This is a genomic window from Mesorhizobium sp. ISC15 (assembly GCF_037162615.1).
GTDB classification, from domain to species: Bacteria; Pseudomonadota; Alphaproteobacteria; order Rhizobiales; family Rhizobiaceae; genus Mesorhizobium; species Mesorhizobium mediterraneum.
In genome coordinates this window covers 5,575,321-5,602,109 of record NZ_JAVSPX010000001.1, presented here as the reverse complement: position 1 = coordinate 5,602,109, position 26,789 = coordinate 5,575,321, and the positions used below count along the sequence as shown (strand labels likewise).

The 26,789-nt window shown below is 64.5% G+C and carries 27 protein-coding genes and 1 riboswitch; of the genes, 13 read left to right on the top strand and 14 right to left on the bottom strand.

Features of this window, described 5'->3' with window-relative positions; genetic code table 11:
• Positions 1 to 100: 100 nt before the first annotated feature.
• A complete protein-coding gene (locus tag RPG13_RS27045; RefSeq protein ID WP_127293097.1) occupies positions 101 to 1,291 on the bottom strand; it encodes an NADH-quinone oxidoreductase subunit D in 1,191 nt (396 codons plus the stop codon).
• Between the two features lie 69 nt (positions 1,292 to 1,360).
• Complete coding sequence (locus RPG13_RS27040; protein WP_127293095.1) at positions 1,361 to 1,801, bottom strand: hypothetical protein; 441 nt, start codon at positions 1,799 to 1,801, stop codon at positions 1,361 to 1,363.
• Between the two features lie 236 nt (positions 1,802 to 2,037).
• Between RPG13_RS27040 and RPG13_RS27035 the strand changes: the two genes are divergently transcribed.
• A complete protein-coding gene (locus RPG13_RS27035) occupies positions 2,038 to 2,475 on the top strand; it encodes a CBS domain-containing protein (RefSeq protein WP_095489132.1) in 438 nt (145 codons plus the stop codon).
• Between the two features lie 184 nt (positions 2,476 to 2,659).
• On the opposite strand, the gene RPG13_RS27030 is transcribed toward RPG13_RS27035, so the two are convergent.
• From RPG13_RS27030 to RPG13_RS27010, 5 genes are all read right to left on the bottom strand, one after another.
• The gene (locus RPG13_RS27030; protein ID WP_337126430.1) at positions 2,660 to 3,019 is read right to left on the bottom strand and encodes a YybH family protein; all 360 of its coding nucleotides are present in this window, start codon (positions 3,017 to 3,019) and stop codon (positions 2,660 to 2,662) included.
• 55 nt (positions 3,020 to 3,074) lie between these two features.
• Positions 3,075 to 3,290: a hypothetical protein gene (locus RPG13_RS27025; RefSeq protein WP_292711609.1), complete on the bottom strand. Its 216-nt coding sequence runs from the start codon at positions 3,288 to 3,290 to the stop codon at positions 3,075 to 3,077.
• Positions 3,287 to 3,511, bottom strand: coding sequence for a hypothetical protein (locus tag RPG13_RS27020; protein ID WP_095489135.1), 225 nt, complete (start codon positions 3,509 to 3,511; stop codon positions 3,287 to 3,289). Before RPG13_RS27020 ends, RPG13_RS27025 begins: the two co-directional genes overlap by 4 nt.
• Complete coding sequence (locus RPG13_RS27015; protein WP_337126429.1) at positions 3,508 to 4,392, bottom strand: hypothetical protein; 885 nt, start codon at positions 4,390 to 4,392, stop codon at positions 3,508 to 3,510. The genes RPG13_RS27020 and RPG13_RS27015 overlap by 4 nt, the downstream gene beginning before the upstream one ends.
• Before the next feature lie 329 nt (positions 4,393 to 4,721).
• On the bottom strand, positions 4,722 to 5,303 hold the full coding sequence (locus RPG13_RS27010; RefSeq protein ID WP_337126428.1) for an NAD(P)/FAD-dependent oxidoreductase: 582 nt from the start codon (positions 5,301 to 5,303) through the stop codon (positions 4,722 to 4,724).
• Between the two features lie 274 nt (positions 5,304 to 5,577).
• On the opposite strand from RPG13_RS27010, the gene RPG13_RS27005 reads away from it, so the two are divergent.
• Together RPG13_RS27005 and RPG13_RS27000 are read left to right on the top strand one after the other, a co-directional pair.
• On the top strand, positions 5,578 to 6,954 hold the full coding sequence (locus tag RPG13_RS27005; RefSeq protein WP_337126427.1) for an aspartate aminotransferase family protein: 1,377 nt from the start codon (positions 5,578 to 5,580) through the stop codon (positions 6,952 to 6,954).
• A gap of 346 nt (positions 6,955 to 7,300) precedes the next feature.
• Positions 7,301 to 7,412, top strand: a riboswitch (TPP riboswitch).
• On the top strand, positions 7,403 to 8,011 hold the full coding sequence (locus tag RPG13_RS27000; protein WP_337126426.1) for a YkoF family thiamine/hydroxymethylpyrimidine-binding protein: 609 nt from the start codon (positions 7,403 to 7,405) through the stop codon (positions 8,009 to 8,011). It overlaps the preceding riboswitch by 10 nt.
• Positions 8,012 to 8,020: 9 nt before the next feature.
• On the opposite strand, the gene RPG13_RS26995 is transcribed toward RPG13_RS27000, so the two are convergent.
• The 4 genes from RPG13_RS26995 to RPG13_RS26980 form a co-directional block, all read right to left on the bottom strand.
• Positions 8,021 to 9,130: an alcohol dehydrogenase family protein gene (locus RPG13_RS26995; protein ID WP_337126425.1), complete on the bottom strand. Its 1,110-nt coding sequence runs from the start codon at positions 9,128 to 9,130 to the stop codon at positions 8,021 to 8,023.
• 8 nt (positions 9,131 to 9,138) lie between these two features.
• Positions 9,139 to 10,518 carry an aspartate aminotransferase family protein gene (locus tag RPG13_RS26990; RefSeq protein WP_337126424.1) on the bottom strand — a complete coding sequence of 460 codons (1,380 nt, stop codon included), beginning with the start codon at positions 10,516 to 10,518 and terminating at the stop codon, positions 9,139 to 9,141.
• A gap of 35 nt (positions 10,519 to 10,553) precedes the next feature.
• Entirely contained in the window at positions 10,554 to 12,047 is a 1,494-nt protein-coding gene (locus RPG13_RS26985) for an NAD-dependent succinate-semialdehyde dehydrogenase (RefSeq protein ID WP_337126423.1), read from the bottom strand.
• A 131-nt stretch (positions 12,048 to 12,178) separates the two neighbouring features.
• Complete coding sequence (locus RPG13_RS26980) at positions 12,179 to 12,661, bottom strand: Lrp/AsnC family transcriptional regulator (protein ID WP_164759216.1); 483 nt, start codon at positions 12,659 to 12,661, stop codon at positions 12,179 to 12,181.
• 93 nt (positions 12,662 to 12,754) lie between these two features.
• On the opposite strand from RPG13_RS26980, the gene ehuR reads away from it, so the two are divergent.
• The 10 genes from ehuR to doeB all read left to right on the top strand — a co-directional run bounded on the left by ehuR (position 12,755) and on the right by doeB (position 22,788).
• Positions 12,755 to 14,140, top strand: a complete 1,386-nt coding sequence (ehuR, locus tag RPG13_RS26975; protein WP_095489140.1) for a MocR-like ectoine utilization transcription factor EhuR — start codon at positions 12,755 to 12,757, stop codon at positions 14,138 to 14,140.
• Positions 14,141 to 14,264: 124 nt separating this feature from the next.
• Positions 14,265 to 15,050, top strand: a complete 786-nt coding sequence (gene ehuA, locus RPG13_RS26970) for an ectoine/hydroxyectoine ABC transporter ATP-binding protein EhuA (protein WP_095489141.1) — start codon at positions 14,265 to 14,267, stop codon at positions 15,048 to 15,050.
• 91 nt (positions 15,051 to 15,141) lie between these two features.
• Positions 15,142 to 15,993: an ectoine/hydroxyectoine ABC transporter substrate-binding protein EhuB gene (ehuB, locus tag RPG13_RS26965; RefSeq protein WP_095489142.1), complete on the top strand. Its 852-nt coding sequence runs from the start codon at positions 15,142 to 15,144 to the stop codon at positions 15,991 to 15,993.
• A 240-nt stretch (positions 15,994 to 16,233) separates the two neighbouring features.
• Positions 16,234 to 16,893 (top strand): ectoine/hydroxyectoine ABC transporter permease subunit EhuC, encoded by a 660-nt coding sequence (gene ehuC / locus RPG13_RS26960; protein WP_126105535.1) that lies wholly within the window; start codon positions 16,234 to 16,236, stop codon positions 16,891 to 16,893.
• Between the two features lie 16 nt (positions 16,894 to 16,909).
• A complete protein-coding gene (gene ehuD / locus RPG13_RS26955) occupies positions 16,910 to 17,569 on the top strand; it encodes an ectoine/hydroxyectoine ABC transporter permease subunit EhuD (protein WP_128241337.1) in 660 nt (219 codons plus the stop codon).
• 223 nt (positions 17,570 to 17,792) lie between these two features.
• Complete coding sequence (eutA, locus tag RPG13_RS26950; protein WP_337126422.1) at positions 17,793 to 18,566, top strand: ectoine utilization protein EutA; 774 nt, start codon at positions 17,793 to 17,795, stop codon at positions 18,564 to 18,566.
• A gap of 16 nt (positions 18,567 to 18,582) precedes the next feature.
• Positions 18,583 to 19,575 (top strand): hydroxyectoine utilization dehydratase EutB, encoded by a 993-nt coding sequence (eutB, locus tag RPG13_RS26945; RefSeq protein ID WP_337126421.1) that lies wholly within the window; start codon positions 18,583 to 18,585, stop codon positions 19,573 to 19,575.
• The gene (gene eutC, locus RPG13_RS26940; RefSeq protein WP_337126420.1) at positions 19,572 to 20,564 is read left to right on the top strand and encodes an ectoine utilization protein EutC; all 993 of its coding nucleotides are present in this window, start codon (positions 19,572 to 19,574) and stop codon (positions 20,562 to 20,564) included. Before eutB ends, eutC begins: the two co-directional genes overlap by 4 nt.
• Positions 20,565 to 20,602: 38 nt before the next feature.
• The gene (doeA, locus tag RPG13_RS26935) at positions 20,603 to 21,781 is read left to right on the top strand and encodes an ectoine hydrolase DoeA (RefSeq protein WP_292652096.1); all 1,179 of its coding nucleotides are present in this window, start codon (positions 20,603 to 20,605) and stop codon (positions 21,779 to 21,781) included.
• 5 nt (positions 21,782 to 21,786) lie between these two features.
• Positions 21,787 to 22,788, top strand: a complete 1,002-nt coding sequence (gene doeB, locus RPG13_RS26930; protein WP_337126419.1) for a N(2)-acetyl-L-2,4-diaminobutanoate deacetylase DoeB — start codon at positions 21,787 to 21,789, stop codon at positions 22,786 to 22,788.
• An 18-nt stretch (positions 22,789 to 22,806) separates the two neighbouring features.
• Here the strand turns inward: doeB and RPG13_RS26925 are convergent, their stop codons facing one another.
• The 3 genes from RPG13_RS26925 to RPG13_RS26915 are packed head-to-tail and all read right to left on the bottom strand — an operon-like array spanning position 22,807 to position 26,771.
• Positions 22,807 to 23,907, bottom strand: coding sequence for a siderophore-interacting protein (locus tag RPG13_RS26925; protein ID WP_337126418.1), 1,101 nt, complete (start codon positions 23,905 to 23,907; stop codon positions 22,807 to 22,809).
• Positions 23,900 to 25,897, bottom strand: a complete 1,998-nt coding sequence (gene fhuB, locus RPG13_RS26920) for a Fe(3+)-hydroxamate ABC transporter permease FhuB (protein WP_337126417.1) — start codon at positions 25,895 to 25,897, stop codon at positions 23,900 to 23,902. Before fhuB ends, RPG13_RS26925 begins: the two co-directional genes overlap by 8 nt.
• Positions 25,890 to 26,771, bottom strand: a complete 882-nt coding sequence (locus tag RPG13_RS26915) for an ABC transporter substrate-binding protein (RefSeq protein ID WP_337126416.1) — start codon at positions 26,769 to 26,771, stop codon at positions 25,890 to 25,892. Before RPG13_RS26915 ends, fhuB begins: the two co-directional genes overlap by 8 nt.
• Positions 26,772 to 26,789 lie beyond the last annotated feature (18 nt).

Here is a 26,789-nt window from a genome sequence, read left to right as displayed (position 1 = left end):
GAGCGGGACGCGGTCAAGTTGAACTAGACATCCCGCTCTATCTGTTTGTTTTAGCCGCATTTCTGCGACGCCAAGTGATTCCGCTTGGCTGCAAAATGCTCTAGCGGTCGATCTCGCCGAATACGATATCGAGCGACCCGATGATCGCAGCGACATCGGCGATCATGTGCCCCCGCGACAGAAAATCCATCGCCTGCAGATGGGCAAAGGACGGCGCCCGGATCTTGCATCGATACGGAGTATTGCTGCCATTCGAAACCAGATAGACGCCGAACTCGCCCTTCGGCGCCTCCACGGCGGCGTAGACTTCTCCAGCGGGCACGCGAATACCCTCCGTGTAGAGTTTGAAATGGTGGATCGTCGCTTCCATTGAGCGCTTCATCGTCGCTCGCGGCGGCGGCGTGATCTTCTGGTTCGGGATCGCGACCGGCCCGCGGCCTTCGGGCGCTCTCAATTTCTCCAGGCATTGCTTCATGATCCGGACCGATTGGCGCATTTCCTCCATGCGGACGAGATAGCGGTCATAGCAGTCGCCGTTCTTGCCGACCGGAATGTCGAAATCCATCTCGGGGTAGCATTCATATGGCTGTGCCTTGCGCAAATCCCATGCCGCTCCCGATCCGCGCACCATGGGGCCGGAGAAGCCCCAGGCCCAGGCGTCGTCCTGCCCGATCACACCGACATCGACATTGCGCTGCTTGAAGATGCGGTTGCCGGTGAGCAATTCGTCGAGGTTGTCGCAGACCTTGAGGAACGGGTCGCAGAAAGCCCAGATGTCGTCCAGAAGCTTCGGAGGCAGGTCCTGGTGCACGCCGCCGACCCTGAAATAATTCGCATGCATGCGGGCGCCGGAGGCGCGCTCGTAAAAGACCATCAGCTTCTCGCGCTCGGCGAAACCCCAGAGCGGCGGGGTCAGCGCGCCGATGTCCATGGCCTGGGTCGTGACGTTGAGGAGATGTGACAAGAGCCGGCCGATTTCGCAAAAGAGAACACGGATAAGCTGTCCGCGCTTCGGCACCGATATTTCGAGCAGCTTCTCGGCGGCGAGGCAGAACGCATGCTCCTGGTTCATCGGCGCCACGTAATCGAGCCGGTCGAAATAGGGCAAGGCCTGCAGATAATTCTTGTACTCGATGAGTTTTTCCGTGCCGCGGTGGAGCAGGCCGATGTGGGGATCGGCGCGGTCGACGATCTCGCCGTCCAGTTCCAGCACCAGCCGCAGGACGCCGTGAGCAGAAGGATGCTGCGGCCCGAAGTTGAGGGTGAAGTTGCGAACTGCGGCTTCGACCATGACGGTGCTCCGCTGTACTGGGTCTTTACGGCCGAAGCCGGGTGCTCCGGTCAGCCACGCCCGGCCCGATCAGGTCGTTGTCTGGATGATCAGCGTCAGCATGCCATCGCCATCGATGTTGGCAGCGACAACCTGCGAGGAATCCAGCCCGCTTGCCGCCAGCGCCGTTGCTGCCTGCGGCGACGCATCGATCGAGCTCTGCAGGGTGAGCAGATCTTCAACGCTGGTCTGGGTGATCACGGCCTCGGCTTGTGTCTTGAGTTCCGGAGGCAAATCCTCGAGGGCGACGATCGCAATCCCGGTAAAGTTCTGGTCCGTGAAACCCTGATCCGGTAGCGCTTGATCCGGCAGGGCTTGGTCGGGCGGCGTTTGGTTAGGCAGGCTTGGATCGGGCAGGACTTCCGGGGCCGGGGGTGCGATTTGGGGAAGCTGCGGGTCGGTGGATTGCGCGTGGATCGGCTGCGCCAGGGCCAATCCCGAAAGGGCGGCAATTGTCGTCAACATGCGCATGATCGTTCCTTCCGTTTTCCGTTTTGCTCGGGGAGGATCACTTGGTCACCACTCAACCATTGTGCCGGATTATGGTTCCCGTCGTCACGGATATGGCCATTGGTGGAAGCTCTGCCGCATCGCCCATCCGGTCGCGCGTGGTCGAAACATGGAACGATTCCGAAAGGCGTTCATTCTCCCCCGATCACACCCTTGATCACAGGTTTGGCGGGGCGCTTCACCTCGAGGAGAAAGCCATGAGAATCAGCGAGTGCATGACACAGAATGTTCAGGTCGCCAGTCCGGAGCAGTCCTTGCGGGATGCCGCACGAGCCATGGCCGATCTTGACGCCGGTGTTCTGCCCGTCGGCGAGAATGACCGGCTGGTCGGCATGATCACGGACCGCGACATTGCCGTCCGCGGCATCGCGGAGGGCAGAGGCCCCGACGCCAAGATCAGGGACGTGATGAGCGCGGAGGTGCAATGCTGCTTTGACGACCAGGAAGTCGACGATGTCCTTCAGAACATGGGCAATCTCAAACTGCGGCGAATGCCGGTGATCAGCCGCGACCGGCGGTTGGTTGGCATTGTCTCGCTCGGCGATCTCGCCGCGAATGGCGAGGCGGCCTGGGCCGGCGAAGCGCTGGGCGGCATTTCGCAGCCGGGCGGCGACCATTCGCAGACAGCGCACTGATGCATCATACATCATAATTGAATTCGAAGTTCCTGCTCCATCGCCGGCATCGTCGCTCGGGAACTTCGAAATCCAAAACTGCACGGTTTCACGCCTTTGCGCTACAGCGCCGTGCGCCCGTTCGCATGATCCACCGGGAAAATCGATTCCGATTTTCCCGGTGGATCATGCGTCGGGCCCGATGTTATGCAACGGAGAATCGATCGATGACCCACAGCCATGTTCCGTCGCCTTGGCGGCGGGCGACCTCGGCGGTCACGGTGCCATCGGGAAGATGGGTTGAGGTGAGTGCCAGGTCTCCGCTGACAACAGCCGGGGCCTGATTTCCGGCAGCAAATTTTCGGCCCGTTGCGGTGATCTCCGCGAAGAGTGCCCGGATCGCTTCCCGGCCACGCGTCAGCTGCCCTTCACCGCTGTCGACGACGGCGTTCTGCTCAAAAAGCGCGGCCATGCCGTCGATGTCTCCCACCCACTGCCGGGAAACCAGCAGGCGCTCCAAATCCTGGGGATCACGCGCCGGCTCACGGCTTGGCTCATCGGTCATGGCGACGCTCCTCCGACGCTCTCATGAACTACAGGTTCTCACGAACTGCAGGGTCTCATGAGTTGCAGGCTGCCGCAAAGGCCTTGGCGGCCTGGGCACTGCCCTTGAGGGAAACATCGTAGGTGGATTCGCCGCCGAGGTTGATGTGAAGACTGCTTCCGGATGCGATCCAGCCCAGCAGTGGATCCTTGGCGCTAGCCTTGAATACCGGCATGGACGCCAAGGTCAGGGAGACCTGGATTTCCCCGAGGTAGAGCAGCGTGGCGATCATCCTCCCCGGTCGACATCGCGGTCCGCAACTCGCCATTTGGCGGCGCCGGCGCGGCGCCGGTGGCTGCGGCCCTCGTTGAGGAAGTCGGCGATCCTTGCCGCCAACTTCGCCGAGGCGAAGGTGAGCAGCCGGTCGTGATGGACGACGGGCTCGTCGTTCTCATTGTCCCAGATCTCGAACCGGCAGCTTGGGTTCGGTATAGCTTCGAAACGGTGCTTCATATCGATGGTCCCGGTCGTTTGGTTGCCTTGGGCGGTCGAGGATGCAAGGGCATGGGCCGTGCCGTGGTGGGCAGTGCGGGCGCGCTTTCGCCAGCGCTGTTGGCAAACAGGAGTAGGTCGGCCCTGGCCCACAGCAGATAGCAGGCAAGCAATGTCAGCGGCGCGGCAACGAGGGCAGGGGAACCGCCCAACCACACCTCAGGCAAGGCGGCGCCCATCGACAGCGCCGCCGCGAGCATCGCCGGCAGGCGGCTGGCCAGCACCGCACTGCGGAACGGATCGGGCCATCCAGCCGGCCACCCGGGCACGCTGGCGCCGGGCCTGTAGGCGGCGCTGCCGAACTTGCCGAGCGCATGCAGCAGTCCGGCGGTCGCCGCCAGCACCGGCTGGCCGAACAGGAACAGTGCTGCGCCAAGCCCGATCGCGCCGATCCCCGACAGGAGATCGGCGAGGCGGTTAAGCGCTGGATCGGGGACATCCCGCCCGGCCCAGGCGCGGTGATAGACCTCGCCGCTGCAGAAGAAGACCAGCGTTGCCAAGGTCAGCGCCACCGCACTGCTGCTGCCAGCGAAAGAGTCGAACAGCGCGGCGCCGCCGCGCATGCCGGATCCCTGAGGGGCGGCGAGCTGGATCGTGACGCCCATCACCAGCCCGAGCGCGTTGCCAAGATTGTAGTAGCCGCCAGGACCGGCCATACGCGCCCGGATCGCCGCCGCAAATCGTGAAAGCGCCTCCGCGGTCCGGCCAGGACCCGCAGCCTTCGGTTTCGCGTCGAGACTCGACGGCTCGAAGGACAAGAGCTCGGCCAGCGCCGAGGCAGTATGCCATTCGGATAGCGCGTCGTCCCGGCGGAGCGGCGCGTGATCGTTGTCGAATCGCATCGAACCCTCCTCGTCATGGAGCCGACGGTTCCGGAGAGCTCGAGGCTTCCGGTGATCGGCTGTGATCGACGGACCGAGGTTCTGCGACCCCGGCTTACGGATGGCTTACGGGCGTTTGGATTATGCCTTTGGCAGCGGCACGCCCGCGCGGTGTCGGCTCGGGTATGGGATAGACCAGCCGCGAGAACGGCGCCCGGCCGGCGACCGAAAAATAATTGCCCTTGGCATAGCGAAGTTCCGGCACGAATTGCGGGTCGAGCCCGTCAAGTGAGCGGGCAAGCGTCGTGGCGCCAAGCCCGGCGGCGTTGATGAAGCGCGCGGTGACGATCTCAAAGCGCTCGCCGCTGGTGCTGTCGACCGTGTCGAGAACGATGCGCCCACCCTCGATGCGGCCGCAGACGATGCGGGTGTTGAGGCTGAGTGCCCCCGTGCTCCTCTACGTCGCCCCGCAAAGCAAGCATCAGGGCGTGGCTGTCGATGATGCCGGTGGCGGGCGACAGCAGGGCGGCGGCCGTGCACCGCAGCTTGGGCTCTAGCGCGCGTGCCTCTGCTGCGGTCAAGGGTGTCAGGTCGCCCGCGCCGCAAGCAGAGGCGTTGGCCAGGATGGAAGCAAGCGCCGGCTCCTGTTCGGCATCTGTGGCGACGATGAGCTTGCCGCAGCGCGCATGCGGAACCGCCCGCTCCTCGCAATAACGGTAAAGCTGTTCCCGGCCTGCCACGCAGAGCCGGGCCTTCTGCGATCCGGCCGGATAGTAGATGCCCGCATGGATGACCTCGGAATTGCGCGAGCTGGTCCCGGTGCCGATGGCGTTCTCGGCTTCGAGGATCAGGTTGTCCAGGGCCGCGTTGCGCCATCTCTCGCGCAATCGCGAGGCCAATGACGCCGGCGCCGGCCACGATGCAGTCGACATGGTCCATGATCGGGCCACCTCAGCCTTGTTGTTGTGCTGCCGGTGAGCCGTTCGACGATCACGATCCGGCGATGCGCATAGGCGGCTCCGCGCAGGTTCTCGCGTTCTGCGACCTCGAAGCTGAAATTCAGCATGTCTGCGTCCACCCGCCAGCCCTTCGGAAAGGGCTTGACACCCTTACGAGAAACAGATGCATCCAACAGCATAATGCAAGAGGCGATACGCGCCGAAACGGCGGCAGGGCCTAGTCCCGGCATGCAGGACAGGAACCATCATGGACGCACGACCGAATTCTCCCGAAGCCCGCGACATCAGCTACCACATGCACGCCTACACCAATGCCCGCAAGCATGAGGAGGCAGGGCCGCTCGTGATCGAGAAGGGCGACGGCATCTATGTCGAGGATCTGGCCGGCAACCGCTACATCGAGGCGATGGCCGGGCTTTGGAGCGTCGCGGTCGGCTTCTCGGAGAAGCGGCTGGTCGATGCGGCGGTGCGCCAGATGTCCAAGCTGCCTTATTATCACGACTTCGGCTCCAAATCGCATTCGCCGCTGATCGATCTCGCCGAGAAGCTGGTGCAGATGGCGCCGGTGCCGATGAGCAAGGCGTATTTCACCAATTCCGGCTCCGAGGCCAACGACACGGCCATGAAGATGATCTGGTACCGGTCGAATGCGCTCGGCCAGCCGGCACGCAAGAAGATCATCAGCCGCATTCGCGGCTATCACGGCGTCACCATCGCCTCGGCAAGCCTGACCGGCCTGCCCAACAATCACATTTCCTTCGACCTGCCGATCGCCAATGTGCTGCACACGTCGACACCGCACCATTGGCGCGAGGCGCTGCCAGGCGAGAGCGAAGAGCAGTTTTCGAGCCGGCTTGCCGACGACTTGGAAAAGCTGATCCTGGCCGAGGGCCCGGAAACCATCGCCGCCTTCTTCGGCGAGCCGATCATGGGCGCCGGCGGCGTCATCGTTCCCCCGGCCGGCTACTGGGAGAAGATACAGGCGGTCCTGTCGAAGTACGACATCCTGATCGTCGCCGACGAGGTCATCTGCGGTTTTGGCCGAACCGGCGAGATGTTCGGTTCGCAGACCTTCGGCATCAGGCCTGACATCATGGTGCTGTCGAAGCAGATCTCTTCCTCCTACCTGCCGATCTCGGCCCTGCTGATCAACGAGAAAATGTTCGAGCCGATTGCCGACGAAAGCAATCGGATCGGCACCTTCGGTCATGGCTTCACCGGCGGCGGCCATCCCGTCGCGGCGGCGGTCGCGCTCGAGAACCTGAAGCTGATCGAGGAGCGCGACCTTGTCGGCAATGCGCGCACGGTCGGCGCGCATATGCAGAAACGGCTGCGCAACCTCGCTTCGCACCCGCTTGTCGGCGAGGTGCGTGGCGTCGGCCTGATCGCGGCGGTCGAACTGGTCGGCGATAAGGTGACCAAGACGCCGTGGGAGACGGCCGGCGCGCTGGGCGGGCTTGTCAACGGCTTCATGCAGCAGAACGGCGTCATCTCGCGCAACATGGGCGACGCGCTGGCCTTCTGCCCGCCGCTGATCATCGCAGAGCCCCAGGTCGATCAGATGATCGACGCGTTTGAAAGATCGCTCGAAGCCGCGGTCAAGCAGGTCGGATCACAGAGCTGATCAGGTCGTCCAAAGCCAGAGCTGAATGGGCCTTGGTGATTGGCGAAGCCGAAGCGGTATCCAATCTCCCCCCTTGCGGGGGAGATGTCCGGTAGGACAGAGGGGGTGTGAAGGATCGCCAACTTTCGACTTCAGCCTTGCCAACCCGAATCAGCTTGAGGGCGCGGCTGCGATCGATTGACAGGTCGGAGGGAAGCACCCCCTCTGCCTGCCGGCATCTCCCCCGCAAGGGGGGAGATCGGCAGCTTCGGCGGCGCCGCCAAGCTCGGTAATTGGTCTGAAGCGATTGCTGGGAACGATTGCCCTGGGCCACACTTGAACATCCGTTGCGCGGGTGCTACGTCGCCCATATCGACAGGGGCGCTCCGTATTGCCGGGGCTGAGATGGTGGGTGCAAGCCTTCGGTCCCTCAAGCTGATCTGGGTAATGCCAGCGGAGCGAGGCGACCATGTTTTCAGGTGCACAGATTTCCCTGTATCCGATGTGCGACGATTTCGTCGGCGTCATCCTTGGGGCGCTTTCGGCGCTCGATCCGTATCGACCGAATTTCCGCATCGAGACCGACGACATCTCGACGCTGATCGTCGGCCCGCCGGAACAGCTTTTCCCGGCCATGCGCGACCTCTTCGCATCGGCGGCGGCGAGTGGCTTGCATTGCGTGTTGTCGGCGACGGTGTCGCGCGGCTGTCCGGGCGAGCCTGACGATCCGATCTGCACACCGATTTCCGGCAGCAGCCACGAGCTGTCCCTGGCCGAGCGCATCGGCGCGGCGCGGGCGCATGTCGATGGTGCGAAAAAACTCGGACAAGAGGTCGCCGCGCAGTTCTCGCTCTATCCGCTCGGCGAGGGCCATCACATGGATGAGATCTACGGCTGCATCGACTTCCTCAAGATTTCGGGCGTCTTCGACAGGTCGAAGAATTTCTGCACGAAGCTGAGAGGCGATGCCGGACCGGTGTTCGCGACGCTGTCGGAAGCCTTCCTTCGTTTCGGCGCGCCGCAAGGCCATGTCGCGCTCGATCTCACCGTGTCGGCGAACAGCCCGAGTCCTTGTTAGTGTTGGCTATCAACGGGTCGCTGCGAGATCCGAAATGGCGTCTGGAACGACCACCAGCTTGCCGACGAAATCCTTGGCGATGAAATCCGCTTGGGCGCGGTGGAAATCGGAGAGCCTGTAGACGCCGCCGACCAGCGGCCGGATCTTCTTGTCTTCGATGTAGCGAACAATACGGCGGAAGTCGTGCCGCGTGCCCTGGCTCGAGCCGTGCAACTGCAACTGCTTGAGATACATGGTGCGCAGATCGAGCTGCACGACCGGGCCGGCAATTGCGCCGGCTGTGGTGTAGCGGCCTTCGGGCCTGAGGATGCGCAGCAGATCGTTGAAGATCGCGCCGCCGACCAGATCGGCAACCACGTCGATCGGCTGGCCGCCGGTTGCCTCATTTACCGCAGCCGGCAGGTCGGCCACACCCCGGGTGATCACCGCCTCGGCGCCGATGTCGAGCACGGCCTGTTCCTTGCCCTTGCCGACGACTGCATAGGGGACGGCGCCGCGCGCCCGCGCCAGCTGCACGATGCCGGAGCCGACGCCGCCCGACGCGCCGGTGACCAGCACGCGCTCGCCGGCCTTCAATGCGGCACGTTCCAGCATCTGCTCGCCGGTGAGATAGGCGCAACAGAAGGTGGCGAGTTCGACATCGGTCAACTCGGTGTCGACGACATGGGCGTTCTCGGCCGGCACGGTCTGATACTCGGCATAGCCGCCGTCGCGGCCGTGGCCCATATAGTCGATGTCGGCGAGTGAATCGTCGTCGCGGTTGTAGATGGAGAAGTCGACCATCACCCGCTCGCCGATACGGTTCGGCGAGACACCATCGCCGACTGAGACGATGTGGCCGACCGTGTCGGTGCCCTGGATGCGCGGGAAGGTCAGCGTGTTGCCCTGACGCCGCCAGGTCGATACGGCGGCAGCATCTTCCTCCGTGCCATAGGCGCCCTGTCGCACCCAGACATCGGTGTTGTTCATGCCGCAAGCGGTGACCTTGATCAGCACTTCGTCAGGGGCGGGCGACGGCACTTTCACGTCGGTGCGGTAGACGAGCTTTTCCGGTCCGCCGTGACCAGTCAGCTGCACGGCGGCCATGGTGGCGGGGAGGGTTTTGGTCATGGCGTTCATGTCAGTTTTCAGATGTTGGCAAACACGCTCTTCACCGCATCCGCCGTCTTCGACACGACGATGTCGGCCTCTTCGCGCGTCAGGCAGAGCGGCGGCGCGAAGCCGAGAATGTCGCCTTGCGGCATGGCGCGGCCGATGACGCCGCTTGCCGCAAGGGCGGTCGCGACCTGCGGCCCGATCTTCTGCGAGGCGTCGAAGAACACGCGGTCGTCCCGGTCGGCGACGAACTCGATTGCCGCCAGCATGCCGTCGCCGCGCACCTCACCGACATGTTTGTGGCCGCCGACGGCTTTCGTCAGTTCGGCGCGGAAATAGGCGCCGGTCTCGCCGGCGTTGGTCACCAGGTCCATCTCGTCGATCAGCTCGAGATTGGCGACGCCGGCGGCAACGCAGATCGGATGCGCCGAATAGGTCCAGCCATGGCCTATGCTGCCGAGCTTGTCGGAACCCTGCACCAGCACCTGCCAGACCTTGTCTGCGACGATGACGCCCGACAGCGGCGCATAGGCCGAGGTCAGGCCCTTGGCGATGGTGATCAGGTCGGGCTTGATGCCGTAATGGTCGGAGCCGAACATGGTGCCCAGCCGGCCGAAGCCGGTGACCACTTCGTCGGCGACCAGCAGCACGTCGTACTTCTTCAGCACCGCCTGGATTTTTTCCCAGTAGAGGGCGGGCGGCGGCACGATGCCGCCGGTGCCGAGGATCGGCTCGCCGATGAAGGCGGCGATCGTGTCCGGGCCCTCGGCCAGGATCATCTCTTCGAGCTTGTCGGCGCAGTGTTGGGAAAACTGCTCCTCGCTCATCGAGCGGTCGGCGCGGCGGAAATAGTAGGGCGCCTCGGTGTGCAGGATCGGCGCACGCGGCAGGTCGAAGGCGTTGTGGAACAGGTCGAGCCCGGTCAGCGAACCGGTCATGACGCCGGAGCCGTGATAGCCGCGCCAGCGCGAGATGATCTTCTTCTTCTCCGGCCGGCCGAGCACGTTGTTGTAGTACCAGATCAGCTTGATGTTGGTCTCGTTGGCGTCGGAGCCGGAGAGGCCGAAATAGACCCTCGACATCCCTTGCGGGGCGCGGTCGATGATCATCTTGGAGAGCGTGATCGACGCCTCGGTGCCGTGGCCGACATAGGCATGGTAGTAGGCGAGGTTCTTGGCTTGCGCGGCGATGGCATCCGCGATTTTCTGGCGGCCATAACCGACATTGACGCAGTAAAGCCCGGCGAAAGCATCGATGCTCTTGCGCCCATTATTGTCCCAGATGGTGACGCCTTCGCCGCCGGCGATGATGCGGGTCGGGCTCTCGCCGCGCGCGTGGGTGCCCATATGGGTCGAGGGATGGAAGAAGTGGTCGCGGTCCCAAGCGGCGAGTTCGTTGGACTGGTCGAGCATCTTTTTTACTCCTAAGGAAAAGTGTGGGGCGCGGCCTAGGCCACATCCAGGCAGAGGTATTTGAGATCGGTAAAGGCTTCGAGCCCATGGCGCGAGCCCTCGCGGCCGATGCCGGACTGTTTGACGCCGCCGAACGGGATCGGCGCGCCGGTGATCTTGACCCGGTTGATGGCGACCATGCCGTAGTCGAGCGCGCGGCCCATGCGCAACTGGCGGCCGCCGTTCTCGGTGACGACATAGGCGACGAGGCCGTACTCGGTGGCGTTGGCGCGGGCGACGACTTCCTCTTCGCTGTCGAAGGGCGTCACCGCGGCGACCGGACCAAAAGTTTCCTCGCGCATGATCAGCGCGTCGTCGGTGACATCGGCCAGCAGGGTCGGCTGGTAGAACAGCGGTCCTGCAGAATCGCGTTTGCCGCCGGTGAGGCAGCGTGCGCCATGGGCGAGCGCATCGGCGACCTGCTCCTCGACCTTCTTGACGCCGCGCTCGTGCATCAAGGGCCCGATGTCGGTGTCATCGGCCAGGCCATTGCCTGTACGCAACGCGTCGATGCGCCTGGCGAAGGCGGCGCAGAAACGATCGTAGATCGGGCGCTGGACATAGATGCGGTTGGCGGCGAGGCAATCCTGGCCGGACGTGGCGAATTTGGCATCGACGGCTATGGTCACAGCCTTGTCGAGATCGGCGTCGGCAAAGACGATCAGCGGCGCATGACCGCCAAGCTCCATCACCAGCCGCTTCATCGTCGGCGCACTTTGCGCCGCGATCAGCCTGCCGATCTCGGTCGAGCCGGTGAAGCTCATGGCCCGCATGCGAGCGTCTTCGCACATCCGCCCAACGATGGTCGAAGCCTTGCCGGTGAGAACGTTGAAGACGCCTGCCGGCAGGCCGGCGCGTTCGCCGAGCTCGGCCAGCGCCAGTGCCGATAGCGGCGTTTCAGACGAGGGGTGCGCGACGATGGTGCAGCCGGCGGCAAGGGCGGCGGCCGCCTTGCGGGTCAGCATGGCCGCGGGAAAATTCCACGGCGTGACGACGCCGACGACACCAAGCGGCTCGCGCCGCACCATCATCTCGGCGTTCGGCAGATGGCTGGTGACGCTTTCGGCGTTAAGGCGTTTTGCCTCCTCGGCATACCACTCGACGAAAGAGGCGGCGTAGTCGATCTCGCCAAGCGCTTCCCTAAGCGGCTTGCCCTGCTCGAGCGTCATCAAGAGCGCCAGATCCTCTTTGGCAGCGATGATCAGGTCGAACCATTTTCGCAGGATTTTCGAGCGCTCCTGCGGCAAAAGTCCCCGCCAGGCCGGAAAGGCGCGCGAGGCCGCGTCGATCGCCTTGCTCGTCTGTTTGGCATCGAGCGCGGCAACGAAGGCGACGGTGGCGCCTGTGGCAGGATCGGTCACCTCGAAGCTCTCGGCGGCCTCACTCGCCGTCCAATGGCCGTCGACATAGGCGAGTTCGCGCAGCAGCCGGCGGTCGGCGAGGCGGTCGAGTGCATCATGGCGGTGTGGGCGGGCAAAATGCGCGGACATGTTCGAGGTCTCCCGATGTCGAGGCGATGTGGAGAGACTATGCGCGCGGTGCAGACAGAGAGACTGTTTCAACGCCGTTGCGTAGAGAGATTGTCTCTATTGCATCGCCCGGGTAGACGATCTCTCTAGCGTTACGACGACACCGGCAGCAGATCCGCCACCGGCAAGGAAATCTCCTCCTTCACCGTCTTGGTGACGATGTAGGTGAAATAGCGATCGATGCCGATCTCGCGTTCGAGCAGCGCGTCTACGAGCCGCTGATAGGCGTCGATGTCGCGCGCCATCACTTTCAGCAGATAGTCGACGCCGCCGCCCACCGACCAGCAGGCAACGATTTCGGGAACATCGCGGATGACGCGCTCGAAGCGGTCGAAATCGGCTTGTCGGTGGCTGGCCAGCGTCACCTCCATCAGCACGGTGGCGACCGGCGCGACGGCGCGCATCGCAACCTTGGCGTGATAGCCGGAGACGATGCCGGCCTTTTCCAGCTTGCGCAGCCGCATCCAGCACGGCGTCGGCGACAGGCCAACCTTGTCGGCCAGCGCCAGCTTGGTGATGCGCCCGTCGCGCTGAACCGCGTCGAGGATTTTGAGGTCGATCTGATCGAGTTTCAATGCGGCCATGAGCGTCTGCTTTTTTCTTGCCCGACACCATGACGGCGCATTATTTCGATTGTCAATTGCACTGATTTCGATCTCTAATAAGTCATGACATTGTGGCGTCCAGATCCCGCGCTCATCCGGCGGCCGGCCTATCAATCGCTCGCCGACCAGTTTGCGCGTGCGATCCATGACGGGCGGCTGGCCAACGGCGCGCGGCTGCCGACGCATCGCCGGCTGGCCGACGACCTGAAGCTTTCGGTGCAGACGGTCAGTCGCGCCTATGAGGAACTGATCCGCCGGGGCTTGGTTTCCGGCGAGATCGGCCGCGGCAGCTTCGTCCAGACACAGCGCCGCGAGCCGGAGCCGCCATACCTGCCGGAGCGCCTCGGCGAGGTCATCGACCTCTCCATCCTGAAGCCGGTGTGCGAGCCGATGCATCTGGAGCGGCTAAAGCAGGCGCTGGGCTGGCTCGCCGAGAACCTGCCGTCCAGCTCGGCGCTGTCGTTCCGGCCGAACATGGTGTTTCCGCGCCACCGCGCCGTCGCGGTCGACTGGCTGCGGCTCTGCGGTCTCGATGTGTCCGCGCAGAATGTCAGCCTGACCAACGGCGCCACGGCCGGGATGACGGTGGCGCTGATGAGCGTGGCGCCGCCGGGTTCGACCGTCGCCACCGAGGCGATCGGCCATCACACGCTGATCCCGCTGGCGCGCTATCTCGGCTTCAACCTCGAAGGACTGCCGATCGACGACAATGGCGTGATCCCGGAGGCGCTCGACGAGGCGTGCCGGTTGTCCGATATCCGCGCCGTATTCGTGCAGCCTTCGGTGATCAACCCGACCGCAACACTGATGGATGCCGCACGGCGCGAGCAGATCGCCGCGGTGGCGCGCAAGCACGACATCGCCATCATCGAGAACGACGTGCTCGGCCCCCTGGTCGAGGGCCGGCCGCCGCCGGTCGCCGCCTTCGCGCCAGAGCGCACGCTCTACGTCACCTCCTTCACCAAGATCGTGGTGCCGGGCCTGCGCATCGGTTACCTCGCGGCGCCTGACCGCTATGTAGCCGCCGTCGCCAACCGGCATCTCGTCTCCAACTGGATGGCGACGCCACTGGTGGCGGAGATCGCCACAAAATGGGTGGCCGACGGCACGGCGATGGAGCTCGTCCGCTGGCAACGTTCGGCGCTGCGGCGGCGGCAGGAGATCGCCGCCGAAGTGCTTGCCGGGGTCGACTACCGTGTCCATCGCGACGGATTGCATCTGTGGCTGCAGCTGCCCGGCGACCGCGCCGAGGAGAGTTTCGTCTCACAGGCCCGTTTGCAGGGCGTGGCGATCGCGCCAGGCACATCCTTCCGCATTTCGCAGGAGCCATGGCAGCCGGCAGTGCGGATCTCGCTGGGCTCGACCACCGAGGGGGAACTGCGCGCCGGCTTGAGCGTTGTCACCAAACTTCTGCTCGGCGATCCGGAGCATCTTCTGCTGGCGATCTAGGCAGACATTGCCGCGAAATTGTGCGGAGCCAGAAACATTGTCATGATATTATTTTCCTGATTGACATGATTTGGCGCGTTCCGCATCGTTGAAGGCACCAGGTTCTCCAGCACGGGGAAATTCATTGTCCGCGCCCATCATCAAGATCGACGGCATTTCGAAAAGCTTCGGCACCTTCAAGGTGCTGGACGGCCTGTCGATGCAGGTCATGCCGCGCGAGAAGCTGGCGCTGATCGGCCCGTCCGGCTCGGGCAAGACGACGATCCTGCGCATCCTGATGACGCTGGAGAGGATCGACAGCGGCCACATCCAGATCGACGGCGAGCAGCTTTACCACATGGAGCGCAACGGCCAGTTGTTGGCCGCCGACGAACGGCATCTGGCAAGAATGCGCCAGAAGATCGGCATGGTCTTCCAGCTGTTCAACCTGTTTCCGCACAAGAGCGTCATCGACAACGTCACACTGGCGCCGATCTTGACCAAGGGCATGCCGCGCGCCGCCGCCGAAAAGCGGGCGATGGAGCTGCTCGACATGGTCGGCATGGCCGACAAGGCCAAAGCGATGCCGGCACAGCTCTCCGGTGGGCAGAAACAGCGCGTGGCGATCGCCCGGGCGCTGGCCCTGCAGCCCAGGATCATGCTGTTCGACGAGGTGACATCGGCGCTCGATCCAGAACTGGTCGAGGAGGTGCTGAACGTCTTGTGGCGACTCTGCTCCGAGACCGACATGACCATGCTGCTCGTCACCCACGAAATGGGTTTTGCCCATGATTTCGCCGACCGGGTTTTGTTCTTTGACCGCGGCAAGATTGTCGAAGAAGGCAAGCCCGACGAGATTTTCCGCAATCCCAAGCAGGAGCGCACGCAAGGCTTCCTGAAGAAGATCATCGCGGCCGGACATCGCGTCTGACCGCCATGCCAAGGCGGCAACGCCGTCCTCAAGGGCGGCGAAGCCGTCTCGACCAAAGCGAACCAAGAAGAGAAGCAAGGAGTTGGGAACAATGAAGAAACTTGGCATTCTGGCCGGCGTGGCCGGTGTTGCACTGACCGCGATTCTGGCCGCATCGACCGCGAGATCGGCCGACGACAGCAAGCTCGAAGAGCTCAAGGCACAGGGCTTCGCCCGCGTCGCCATCGCCAATGAGCCGCCCTATACGGCGGTTGCGGCCGACGGCAAGGTTTCGGGCGCGGCGCCCGATGTGGCGCGCGAGATCTTCAAGCGCCTCGGCGTCAACGACATCGTCGCCTCGATCTCGGAATATGGCGCCATGATCCCCGGCCTGCAGGCAGGCCGTTTCGACGTCGTCACTGCCGGCCTGTTCATGAAGCCGGAGCGTTGCGCAGCGGTCGTCTATTCGGAGCCGGTATTGTGCGACGCCGAGGCGATGCTGGTGAAGAAGGGCAATCCGAAGGGCTTCAAGAGCTACGAGGATGTCGCCAAGGATGCCACCGCGACGATCGGGGCGCCGGGCGGCGGCACCGAGGAGAAGCTGGCGCTCACCGCTGGCGTGCCGCGTGACCGCGTCATCGTCGTGCCGGATGGCCAGAGCGGCCTGAAAATGCTGCAGGACGGCCGTATCGATGCCTATTCGCTGCCCGTGCTGTCGATCAACGATCTGGTCAAGAAGGCCAACGATCCGAACCTCGAAGTCGTCGCTCCGGTGGTCGGCGCGCCGGTCTATTGCGACGGCGCGGCGTTCAAGAAGGGCGACGAGGCGCTGCGCGACGCCTATGACGTCGAGCTGGCCAAGCTGAAGCAGTCCGGCGAGTTCGCCAAGATCATCGAGCCTTACGGCTTCTCGGCGGCGGCGGCGATGTCGACGAGCCGCGACAAGCTCTGCTCGGCAAAGTAGGCGCCTTTTTCCTTCTCGCCGTTCACGGGGAGAAGGTGGTCCTAATGCATGTCGCCCAAAAGTGCGCAGCGGTTTTGGGATAACGACATGCACAAACAAGGCCGGATGAGGGACAGCACAAAGTTTTACGAAGCTGGCCCTGCCCCTCATCTGCCTGCCGGCATCTTCTCCCCGTGAACGGGGAGAAGGGGCCAAGACTACCGCCTCGCACAACTGTAAACGTTGGAAACTCTTGACTTCATGACCCAATGGTCCGGCTATTTCGGCCTGATATTGCAGGGAGCGCTGATCACCATCGAGCTGACGCTGATGGGCTCGGTGCTTGCCTTGATCATGGCCTTTCTCGCCGGGCTGGGACGGCTGTCGCGTTTTTTCGCCATTCGAGCGCTGGCCACCGCCTATATCGAATTCTTCCGCGGCACGTCGATCTTCGTGCAGCTGTTCTGGGCCTATTTCGTGCTGCCCTTCATCGGCATTTCGCTGACGCCGCTGCAGGCCGGCGTGCTGGCGCTTGGCCTCAATGTCGGCGCCTATGCGGCGGAGGTAGTGCGCGGCGCCATCCAGTCGATCGGCCGCGAACAGTACGAGGCCTGCACCGCGCTCAATCTCGGCCGCTGGCAAGCCATGCGCCATGTCATCCTGCCGCAGGCGCTGCTTGTCATGCTGCCGACCTTCGGCAACAACGCCATCGAATTGCTCAAGGCCACCGCCGTGGTTTCGCTGATCTCGCTCACCGACCTGACCTTCCAGGCGCAAGTGGTGCGCTCGCAGACCGGCAACACGCTGGTGCCGTTCACCACCATCCTCATCATCTATTTCGTCCTTGCGCTGATCATTTCCTGGGGTGTTCGATCGCTTGAAAGGCGCATGGCGCGCGGCCTAGACGGGGTGCGTGTCTGATGGATCGGGTCTCATAATGGAGTGGGATTGGAATTTCGTCTGGGAGATCATGCCGACGCTGATCCAGGGCGTGAAGATCACCATCCTGGCGACGCTGCTCGGCTCGGTTCTGGCCGCGATCGTGGGGCTGGCCATCGCGCTGGCGCGGCGCTCGCCGAACAAGGGCTTGTCGCGCACCGTCGGCTTCCTCGCCGAGTTCATCCGCGGCACGCCGCTGCTGGTGCAACTCTATTTCATCTTCTACGTGCTGCCGGATATCGGTATCCTGCTGCCGCCGCTGGTGGCGGGCGTCATCGGCCTCGGCCTGCACTACGGCACCTACACGGCCGAAGTCTATCGCGCCGGCATCGAGAATGTGCCGCGCGGCCAGTGGGAAGCCGCCAAGGCCTGCAATCTCAACGCCAGGCAGACCTGGACCCACATCATCATGCCGCAGGCTATTCCGCCGATGATCCCGGCGCTTGCCAACTACTTCATCGCCATGTTCAAGGAGACGCCGCTGCTTTCGGCGATCACCGTGCTGGAACTGATGAACCAGGCTAAGAGCGTCGCCAACACCTATTACCGCTATGTCGAGCCGATGACCTTGGTCGGCGCTTTCTTCCTCGTCATCAGCCTATTCTCGGTCGTGCTGCTGCGTTGGCTGGAACGCCGCTATGGGCGGATCGAAACATGACAGTGGTTCCTGCAATGCCCTTGCTCTACGGCGCCCCCCTCTGTCCTGCCGGACATCTCCCCCACTTGGGGGGAGATTGGCTGTCACCGTTGCTTTCGCCAATCTCCAATGTTGATGAACAGGCGCTGTCAGCGAAGCTGCCGATCTCCCCCCGTGTGGGGGAGATGTCCGGCAGGACAGAGGAGGGCGCCGTAGAGTGCAAACCGTTGGCAAGGAGCGGGTGGTGACCACTCCTGTCGACATCCGCTTGCACTCGACACGGCCGGCGCTCGACGCGCGTCCGCTGGAAAAGCGCGTCGGCCTGATCATCCTTGCCACCGACCATACGACCGAGCCGGATTTTCGCCGCATGGTGGCAAGCGACCGGGTAGGCGTCTATGTCGCGCGCATCCCCTACGCCAATCCGACGACGCAGGAGAATTTGCGCAAGATGCAGCCGTCGCTTACCGCGGGCGCGGCGCTCATCCTGCCCGACGAGCCGCTCGACGCGATCTGCTATTCCTGCACGTCGGCCTCGGTGGTCATCGGCGATGCCGAGATCGAGGCGGCGGTGCAGGCAGCCAAGCCCGGCGTGCCCGTGGTCACGCCGCCGACGGCAGGGGTGCGTGGCTTGAAGGCGCTGGGCGCCAGGACGATCAGCATTCTCACGCCCTACACGGTCGAGACCAGCCGGCCGATGGCGGCCTATTTCGCGGCGCATGGTTTCGAGATCGCCAGCTTCACCTGCCTCGGCTTCGAGGACGACCGCGAGATGGCACGGATTGCGCCGGCGTCGCTGGTCGATCTGGCGCGCGAGGCGACCGATGCGAAGGCGGACGCGCTGTTCGTCTCCTGCACGGCGCTGCGGGCCGCGCTTGCTGTGGTCGGCATGGAAGAGGCGATCGGCCGTCCGGTCGTCACCAGCAACCAGGCAACGGCCTGGAACTGCCTGCGGCTTTGCGGCGACGATGAGCCGCGCGCCGAATTCGGCCGTCTGATGACGCTGCCGTTGAATTGATTGCAGAGCAAAGGCCATGACCGCGAACGACGTCACCCTCTCCGATATCCGCGCTGCCCGCGAGCGTATCGCAGGTAAGGTCGAGCGCACACCGACCGCGCTTTCCCCGAGTCTTTCCGGGCACTTGGGCGCGCCTGTTTATCTCAAGCTCGAACATCGGCAGATCACCGGCAGCTTCAAGCTGCGCGGCGCCTCGAACGCCATCGCGTCGCTGAACACCGACGAGAAGGCGCGTGGCGTGGTCGCCGCCTCGACCGGCAATCATGGCCGGGCGCTGGCCCATGCGGCGAAGCTCGAAGGCTTGCGTGCGACGATCTGCATGTCGCGACTGGTGCCGCAGAATAAGCTCGACGAAATCCGCCGGCTCGGCGCCGAGATCCGCATCGTCGGCAACAGTCAGGACGATGCGCAGCAAGAGGTCGATCGATTGGTCGCGGAAGAGGGACTGGTCATGCTGCCGCCCTTCGATCATCCTGATATCATCGCCGGACAAGGGACGCTCGGGCTGGAGATCATCGAGCAGGTTGCGGACGCCGCCCTGGTGCTGGTGCCGCTGTCAGGCGGTGGGCTGGCGGCGGGTGTCGCCGCTGCCGTGAAGGGTGTAAGCCCGAGCACGAAGGTCATCGGCGTTTCGATGGCGCGCGGTGCGGCGATGAAGGCAAGCCTCGATGCCGGACATCCAGTTTTGGTCGAGGAACTGCCAACGCTGGCAGATTCGCTCGGCGGCGGCATCGGCCTCGACAACCGGCTGACCTTTTCGATGTGCGGCGACCTGCTCGACGACGTGATCCTGCTCAGCGAGGACGAGATCGCCGCCGGCATCCGCCATTCCTATGAACAGGAGCGCGAGATCGTCGAAGGCGCCGGCGCGGTCTGCATCGCCGCCGTGCTTGCCGGCAAGGTCAGGGCGAGCGGCCCCACAGTGCTCATTCTGTCGGGCCGCAACATCGACATGACGCTGCACAGGAAAGTAATTTGTGGCGAAGCAATTGAGGAGAGCGCCGCATGAGCCGGATGACGATACTCACCGAAGCCGAATTGCGCGCGATCGTTAAGCTCGATCTCGATGCCGTCGCCTGCGTCGAGAACGCCTTCCGCGCGCTTGCCACCTTGCCGGTGGCGATGCCGCCGATCCTACGGCTCGACATTCCCGAGCATCGCGGCGAGGTCGACGTCAAGACCGCCTATGTGCCTGGGATCGACGGTTTTGCGATAAAGATTAGTCCCGGCTTTTTCGACAATCCGAAGCTCGGCCTACCCAGCGTCAACGGCATGATGGTGCTGCTGTCGTCAAAAACAGGACTGGTCGAGGCCCTGCTGCTCGACAATGGCTATCTGACCGACGTCCGCACGGCGGCGGCTGGAGCGGTCGCGGCGAAACACCTTTCGCGGCCGGACTCCTCGATTGCCGCGATCTTCGGCGCCGGTATCCAGGCCGGGCTGCAGCTCGAGGCACTCAGGCTGGTGCGGCCGATCGCCGAGGCCCGCATCTGGGCCAGGGACGCCGCCAAGGCCGAAGCCGCGGTGGATGCATTGCGCGAAAGACTGGGAATTGTCGTGCGTGCGGAGCCCGATGCGGCAATAGCGGCGGCCGGCGCCGACATCATCGTCACCACGACGCCGTCGACCGAGCCGCTGATCAAGGCCGGCTTCATCTCCGCCGGCCAGCACATCACCGCTATGGGCTCGGATGCCGAGCACAAGAACGAGATCGCTCCGGCGATCCTGCGCATGGCCGATCTCTACGTCGCCGACAGCGCGAAACAGACGCGGCTGCTGGGCGAACTGCATCATGCCATCGCGACGGGCGTGATGGCGGCCGATGCCGAGATCACCGAGCTTGGCCAGATCATCGCCGGCGAAAGACATGGCCGGCGCTCGGCTAGCGACATCACCATCGCCGACCTCACCGGCACCGGCGTGCAGGATACGGCGATCGCCACGCTCGCCCGCGACCGTGCCCGAGCGGGGAATGCCGGTACGATTTTCGAAAGCTGATGCTGGCCGCAAGGCCCAACAAACGAGGACCAAGAACAATGCAGCCTAATCTCAAATTCTCGCGCGGCGAATATGCGGAGCGCCTGGCCAAGACACGGAAGGCCATGGAGGCCAAGGGCGTCGATCTGCTTGTTGTCAGCGACCCATCCAACATGGCCTGGCTGACCGGTTATGACGGCTGGTCGTTCTATGTGCATCAGGCCGTCATCGTGCCGCCGTCGGGCGAACCGGTGTGGTACGGGCGCGGCCAGGACGCCAACGGCGCCAAGCGCACCGCCTATCTCGCCCACGACAACATCGTCGGCTATGCCGACCACTATGTGCAGTCGACCGAACGCCACCCGATGGATTTTCTCTCGCAGGTGCTGGCCGATCGCGGCTGGGGCAAGCTTAGCATTGGCGTCGAGATGGACAATTACTGGTTCTCGGCCGCTGCCTTCGCGTCACTGCAGAAACATCTGCCCAATGCGCGCTTCGTCGACGCCACGGCTCTCGTCAACTGGCAGCGCGCGGTGAAGAGCCCGACCGAGATCGACTATATGCGCAAGGCCGCCCGCATCGTGGAAGCGATGCACCAGCGCATCGTCGACAAGATCGAAGTCGGCATGCGCAAGTGCGATCTGGTCGCGGAGATCTATGATGCCGGCACGCGCGGCGTCGACGGTATCGGCGGCGACTATCCGGCGATCGTGCCGCTGCTGCCGTCGGGCGCCGATGCGTCGGCGCCGCATCTGACCTGGGACGACAAGCCGATGAAGTCGGGCGAGGGCACCTTCTTCGAGATCGCCGGCTGCTACAACCGCTACCATTGTCCGCTTTCGCGGACTGTGTTCCTTGGTAAACCCACGCAGGAATTCCTCGATGCCGAAAAGGCGACGCTGGAAGGCATGGAGGCTGGGCTTGCCGCGGCAAAGCCCGGCAACACATGCGAAGACATCGCCAATGCCTTCTTCGCCGTGCTGAAGAGATATGGCATCGTCAAGGATAACCGCACCGGCTATCCGATCGGGCTTTCCTATCCACCGGACTGGGGCGAACGCACGATGAGCCTGCGCCCTGGCGATCGCACCGAGCTGAAGCCCGGCATGACTTTCCATTTCATGACTGGCCTGTGGCTGGAGACGATGGGGCTCGAGATCACCGAATCCATCCTGATCACCGAGACTGGCGTCGAGTGCCTGGCCAACGTGCCGCGCAAGCTGGTGGTGAAGAATTGAGCCCGATGTCCCAGCTTCGCCCATCGCCGATCACGCCGACCGTCGACTTCGACCGCGACGGCGTGCAGCACGGATTCCTGCGGCTGCCCTACAGCCGTGACGACTCAGCCTGGGGATCGGTGATGATCCCGATTTGCGTGATCCGTAACGGCAACGGGCCGAGCGCGTTGCTCACCGGCGGCAATCATGGCGACGAATATGAGGGGCCGCTGGCGCTTTATGATCTCGCCCGCACGCTCGATCCGAAGCACGTCAGCGGCACGGTCATCATCGTGCCGGCGATGAACTATCCGGCGTTCCGCGCCGGCACCCGCACCTCGCCGATCGACAAGGGTAATCTGAACCGCAGCTTTCCAGGCCGGCCAGACGGCACGGTGACCGAGAAGATCGCCGACTACTTCCAGCGCGAACTCTTGCCGCGCACAGACATTGCGCTCGACTTCCATTCCGGCGGCAAGACACTCGACTTCGTGCCGTTCTGCGCCGCCCATATCCGGCCCGACAAGGTGCTGGAGGCGAAGGGCTTCGCCGCGGTCGAGGCGTTCTCGGCACCGTGGTCGATGAAGATGCTGGAGATCGACGCGGTCGGCATGTTCGACACTGCCGCCGAAGAAATGGGCAAGCTGTTCATCACCACCGAGCTTGGCGGCGGTGGGACTTCTCGCGCGGAAACGGTGCGGATCGCTCGTCGCGGGGCGCTCAATGTGCTGCGCCATGCCGGCATTGTCGCCGGTGCGGTCGAGATGCAGCCGACCCGCTGGCTGGACATGCCGTCGGGCGATTGCTTCTCGTTTGCCGAGGATGACGGAATGATCGAAACGATGATCGATCTCGGCGAGCCCGTCGAAGAGGGCCAGGTCCTGGCGCGCATCCATTCCATCGGCCGCACCGGTTCCGCACCGCAGGAGATCAGGGCAAGAATGTCCGGCCTTCTGGCCGCGCGGCATTTCCCCGGACTGGTCAAGGCGGGCGACTGCACCGCAGTGGTCGCTGTGCTGGTCGATTGAAGGCGGAGCCAGCCAAACTCAGGTTTGGTCGCTCTGCCGCGCGGTATCGCCTTCGAAGCCGCAACGCCAATAGGCGACGACGAGGTGCGCGTCGCGCGGCAGCTTCCGGTCCTGCCTGAGGTAGGACCGGAAGGCGCGGAAGCTCTTGTGCTCGCAGCCGACCCAGGCGAAGACGCTGCGCCCATCTTCGGGCCAAGGCACGTTCCGGACCGCGTCCTGAAGCAAAGCGGATTTGCCTGGGGCCACGCCATTCCTGTGCAGCCATTTTATGTCCAGTGTGGCCTGGGAAACCAGCTTCTGCTCCTCGTCGCCATCAGCGACTTCGATGCGAACGACGGCGTGCACGCCCGCCGGCAGCGCCTCCACGATGCGGCCGATCGCGGGCAGGGCGGTCTCGTCGCCGGCAAGCAGGCACCAGTCGGCTGTGGGCACGTCGCCGCCGCCCGGGCCGGTCATCCCGACGATATCGCCGATCCGTGCATTGGCCGCGAAACGCGCGCCGGGCATGCCATCGCCATCATGCAATACGAAGTCGATATCGACCTCTCCCTTTTCGACGTCGATGCGGCGGATCGTGTAGACGCGCACATCCGGCCGCCGTTCCGCTTCCGGCCATACCGGACGGCCGTCCACGCCGGTGACCGGCCAGGCGGGTACTGCGCCATCCTTGGGAAGCAGCAGACGGACATGAAGCCCGCCCGTTGCGAAGCGTCCAAGGTCGCTTCCGGCCAGGGTCAGCCGTCGCATATGCGGTGTCACATCGGCGGTCCGCACAACGCGCATCTCGCGGAAATAGGGTAGCGGCTGACCTGCTGCACCGTCGCCCTGCCAGATGATGCTGGGGTTTTCCGCCGCTGCGAAATGCAGCAGATGCTCGGCGATGGAGAGCTTCACATAAGCCAGGGACGTCTCGTCCTTGCCTTCGGCAAAAACCTTCAGGCAGCTTTGGCAGGCTTCCATGCTGGCCGAGCCGAAGGCCGTGTCGATGCGGCTGCGGGCGCCGTCGACGGCGACATCGCCATGGTCGGCAAAATGCGCGCAAAGCCGCTTCATGATGTCTTGCGGACAAGACAGCATGATTTCGGCGGATGCCTTGAGGTTCCTCGGCATTTCAACCATGGCGCGGCACTCCTTTTGCGAGCAGATGGACGAGATAAGGTCCGCCAAGCAGCGAGGCGAACAGGCCGACGGGCAGTTCGTATGGAAACGCCACCATGCGCGCCAGCCAGTCCGACACGATCATCAGCAGCGCGCCGACAAGGACCGCGCCGGCGAGGTGAAGGCGGGCGCGGGCAAAGCCGATCAGCCCTGCAAGGTGCGGCGCGATGAGACCGACGAAGCTCAGCGGCCCGACGAACATCGCGGCAAGCGCGGTGAGGATTGCTGCGAGCACGATCAGCGTCAGTCGTCCGCCCGCGATCGGCAGGCCGAGCCCGCGTGCGGTATCCTCGCCGAGCGGCAAGATATCGAGCCAGCGGGCGGCGAGAAACAGCGGCAGCGTCAACAGCATCAGACACGCCAAGGCCACCCAGGCATCGGCGCCGGTCGCCTGGCTGGTCGAGCCGCTGAGCCAGCGCAGCAGGACATAGGATTGCGAATTTCCCATGGCGATCGTCGCGGTGATCACGGCGCTGCACAGCGCGCTCATGGCAATGCCGGCAAGCAGCAACCGCTCGGAGCCGAATTTCGCCCGTGCGGCAATGGTTAGCATGGCGATCAGCACCGCCAGCGAACCGAAAACGGATCCGGCGAGTTGCCAGCCGAGCCCGGCCGTGGCGCTGACCATCAAGACCGCGGTCAGGCCGGCACCGGCACCGGTACCGACCCCCAGCACCTCGGGGCTTTCCAATGGATTGCCGGTGATCCGCTGGATGACGACGCCCGCCACTGCCAGCATGGCGCCGGCGGCTGCCGCCACGCCGATCCGCGGCGCGCGCCAGGCGGCGAGATCGGCCAGCATCTCGCCACCGGCGATTGACCAGCCCGCCGGACCGCGCCCGACGACAAGCGCCACCACCGCCGCGACAAGGGTCAGCAGAAGCAGCAGCAGGATGATGAACCGACCGGCCTTGCGCGGGGATGTGCCTGATGTGTTCAGGCTCGGCCATTCCAATAGGCGCAGCCTCGGCAACAGCCAGAGCAAAACCGGGCCGCCGAGGAGCGCGGTGCCCGCGCCGGTCGGAATGCGTTCGCCACCGGCGCCAGCCGCAAGCTGTACCAGCCCATCCGTCAGCCACAGCAGGATGGCGCCGATCAACGGCGCGGCCAGCAACTTCTGCCCTAGCGAACGCGCGCCTGAAAGCGTGGCGAGCGCCGGTGCTGCAAGGCCGACGAAGCCGATGACGCCGACCTCTGCGACCACCGTGGTCGCCATCCACACGGCAAGCGCAATGACGAGGAAGCGGCTGGTGTGGCGCGCGATGCCGAGACTGCGCGCAGAAGCGTCGTCAAGGCCAAGGATCGTCAGCGGCCTGAGCAGCAGCAGGGCGGCGCCGGCGCCGACCGCAAGCCTGGTCGACAGGGCGATGGCCGGCCCCCAATCCTGCTGGACCAGCGATCCGCCGCCCCAGATGAACAGCGAGAACAGATAGTCGCCATTGGCGAGGATCAGGGCGGCGCTGATGGCGCTTGCGGTGAGCGCCACCATCATGCCGGCAAGCACGACGGAGACCGGCTCAAGCCCGCGCCGCCAGGTCAGCGACAGCACCAGCAGCACCGCAGCAGTGCCGCCGGCAAAGGCGACCGTGCCTTGCGACCGCTCCATCAGAAACGGCGCATAGACGGAGGCGGCCGTCATTGCCAGTTGCGCACCCGACGAGATGCCGAGCGTCGACGGCTCGGCCAGAGGGTTGCGCAGCACACGCTGCAGCAGAAGCCCGGACAGGCCAAGGACGGCGCCGGCCAGCACCGCCACCACCGCACGCGGCAGCGTGCTGTAGAAAAGGATGATGCGATCGAGATCGATGTCGCCCGCCGGCGCGGTCGGCCACTGCGTGCTGATGCGCCATGCGAACAGCAGCGCCGCCAACGCCGCGAGGAGGCCCCAGAGCGCGATCGGCGACAGCGCACGGCCAGCCGTGGCGCGCTCGGTCATGGCGCGGTCAACCATGAGTCTGCCCGGCAAGGGCGGCCGTCGCCAACCGGGCGAAGCGGCGTGCCGAGGGCAGGCAGCCGAAGTGATTGATCGGCTCGAGCAGGGCGACACGGCTGTTCCGGACCGCCGGCAGTGCGTTCCACAGCGCATTTTCGGGAAGCGCGCGGCCGACATCGGCCGGCAGCGGCGAAACGACGAGGATCGAGGCGTCGGGAACGCGCGCCAGCGCCTCCAGCCCGACCGGAGCGGCGGCGCTGTAGCTCGTCTCGTCGGCCCAGGCATTCTCAACGCCGAGACGCCGTAGCACGTCGCCGAACATGGAATCCCGGCCAAAGGCACGGAAATGGCGTGAATCGCCAAGGCTGATGACGAAGACCGGCCGCCCGGAGGCGGGCGGCAGCGTGGCGCGCCGTCGCGCGATTTCGCCTGATGTCTCGTCGACGTAGCGTTTCGCTTCGGTCTGTCGCCCGAGCTTTTCGCCAAGCGCCAGCGTCGCCGCTTCGGCGAGCGGGTAGGGCGGCACGCCAGGTTCATAGACCGTTTGCGCAAGGACTGGCGCGATGCGCTCGAGCATCGGGCGCTGGTATTCGTAGAAACTGGAGATGGCGACAAGATCCGGCGCGACGATGCGCAACAGTTCGTAATTGGGCGTGCCGCGCAGCCCGAGATCGGTTACCGATCGGGGCACCTCGGGTTCCACCGCCAGTTTGCGAAACTGGATGAGTTCGGTCGCCGCGACCGGCGCGATGCCAAGCGCGATCAAGGTCTCCAGCATGCCCCAGTCGATCGCCGCGACGCGCAGCGGCGCAGCCTTGGCGGCGATCGGCGGCAACATGGCCGCCATGCCAAGCGCGAGCACCCGCCGTCTGCTGGGGAGGAGGTGGATCATCACCAGGGCCTACAGCCG

What these genes read in the sequence shown, in the direction of transcription:
- RPG13_RS27045 (WP_127293097.1), bottom strand. Translation starts at nt 1,291, where the DNA reads ATGGTCGAAGCCGCAGTTCGCAACTTCACCCTCAACTTCGGGCCGCAG.
- RPG13_RS27040 (WP_127293095.1), bottom strand. Translation starts at nt 1,801, where the DNA reads ATGCGCATGTTGACGACAATTGCCGCCCTTTCGGGATTGGCCCTGGCG.
- RPG13_RS27035 (WP_095489132.1), top strand. Translation starts at nt 2,038, where the DNA reads ATGAGAATCAGCGAGTGCATGACACAGAATGTTCAGGTCGCCAGTCCG.
- RPG13_RS27030 (WP_337126430.1), bottom strand. Translation starts at nt 3,019, where the DNA reads ATGACCGATGAGCCAAGCCGTGAGCCGGCGCGTGATCCCCAGGATTTG.
- RPG13_RS27025 (WP_292711609.1), bottom strand. Translation starts at nt 3,290, where the DNA reads ATGATCGCCACGCTGCTCTACCTCGGGGAAATCCAGGTCTCCCTGACC.
- RPG13_RS27020 (WP_095489135.1), bottom strand. Translation starts at nt 3,511, where the DNA reads ATGAAGCACCGTTTCGAAGCTATACCGAACCCAAGCTGCCGGTTCGAG.
- RPG13_RS27015 (WP_337126429.1), bottom strand. Translation starts at nt 4,392, where the DNA reads ATGCGATTCGACAACGATCACGCGCCGCTCCGCCGGGACGACGCGCTA.
- RPG13_RS27010 (WP_337126428.1), bottom strand. Translation starts at nt 5,303, where the DNA reads ATGTCGACTGCATCGTGGCCGGCGCCGGCGTCATTGGCCTCGCGATTG.
- RPG13_RS27005 (WP_337126427.1), top strand. Translation starts at nt 5,578, where the DNA reads ATGGACGCACGACCGAATTCTCCCGAAGCCCGCGACATCAGCTACCAC.
- RPG13_RS27000 (WP_337126426.1), top strand. Translation starts at nt 7,403, where the DNA reads ATGTTTTCAGGTGCACAGATTTCCCTGTATCCGATGTGCGACGATTTC.
- RPG13_RS26995 (WP_337126425.1), bottom strand. Translation starts at nt 9,130, where the DNA reads ATGAACGCCATGACCAAAACCCTCCCCGCCACCATGGCCGCCGTGCAG.
- RPG13_RS26990 (WP_337126424.1), bottom strand. Translation starts at nt 10,518, where the DNA reads ATGCTCGACCAGTCCAACGAACTCGCCGCTTGGGACCGCGACCACTTC.
- RPG13_RS26985 (WP_337126423.1), bottom strand. Translation starts at nt 12,047, where the DNA reads ATGTCCGCGCATTTTGCCCGCCCACACCGCCATGATGCACTCGACCGC.
- ehuR (WP_095489140.1), top strand. Translation starts at nt 12,755, where the DNA reads ATGACATTGTGGCGTCCAGATCCCGCGCTCATCCGGCGGCCGGCCTAT.
- ehuB (WP_095489142.1), top strand. Translation starts at nt 15,142, where the DNA reads ATGAAGAAACTTGGCATTCTGGCCGGCGTGGCCGGTGTTGCACTGACC.
- ehuC (WP_126105535.1), top strand. Translation starts at nt 16,234, where the DNA reads ATGACCCAATGGTCCGGCTATTTCGGCCTGATATTGCAGGGAGCGCTG.
- ehuD (WP_128241337.1), top strand. Translation starts at nt 16,910, where the DNA reads ATGGAGTGGGATTGGAATTTCGTCTGGGAGATCATGCCGACGCTGATC.
- eutB (WP_337126421.1), top strand. Translation starts at nt 18,583, where the DNA reads ATGACCGCGAACGACGTCACCCTCTCCGATATCCGCGCTGCCCGCGAG.
- eutC (WP_337126420.1), top strand. Translation starts at nt 19,572, where the DNA reads ATGAGCCGGATGACGATACTCACCGAAGCCGAATTGCGCGCGATCGTT.
- doeA (WP_292652096.1), top strand. Translation starts at nt 20,603, where the DNA reads ATGCAGCCTAATCTCAAATTCTCGCGCGGCGAATATGCGGAGCGCCTG.
- doeB (WP_337126419.1), top strand. Translation starts at nt 21,787, where the DNA reads ATGTCCCAGCTTCGCCCATCGCCGATCACGCCGACCGTCGACTTCGAC.
- RPG13_RS26925 (WP_337126418.1), bottom strand. Translation starts at nt 23,907, where the DNA reads ATGGTTGAAATGCCGAGGAACCTCAAGGCATCCGCCGAAATCATGCTG.
- fhuB (WP_337126417.1), bottom strand. Translation starts at nt 25,897, where the DNA reads ATGGTTGACCGCGCCATGACCGAGCGCGCCACGGCTGGCCGTGCGCTG.
- RPG13_RS26915 (WP_337126416.1), bottom strand. Translation starts at nt 26,771, where the DNA reads ATGATCCACCTCCTCCCCAGCAGACGGCGGGTGCTCGCGCTTGGCATG.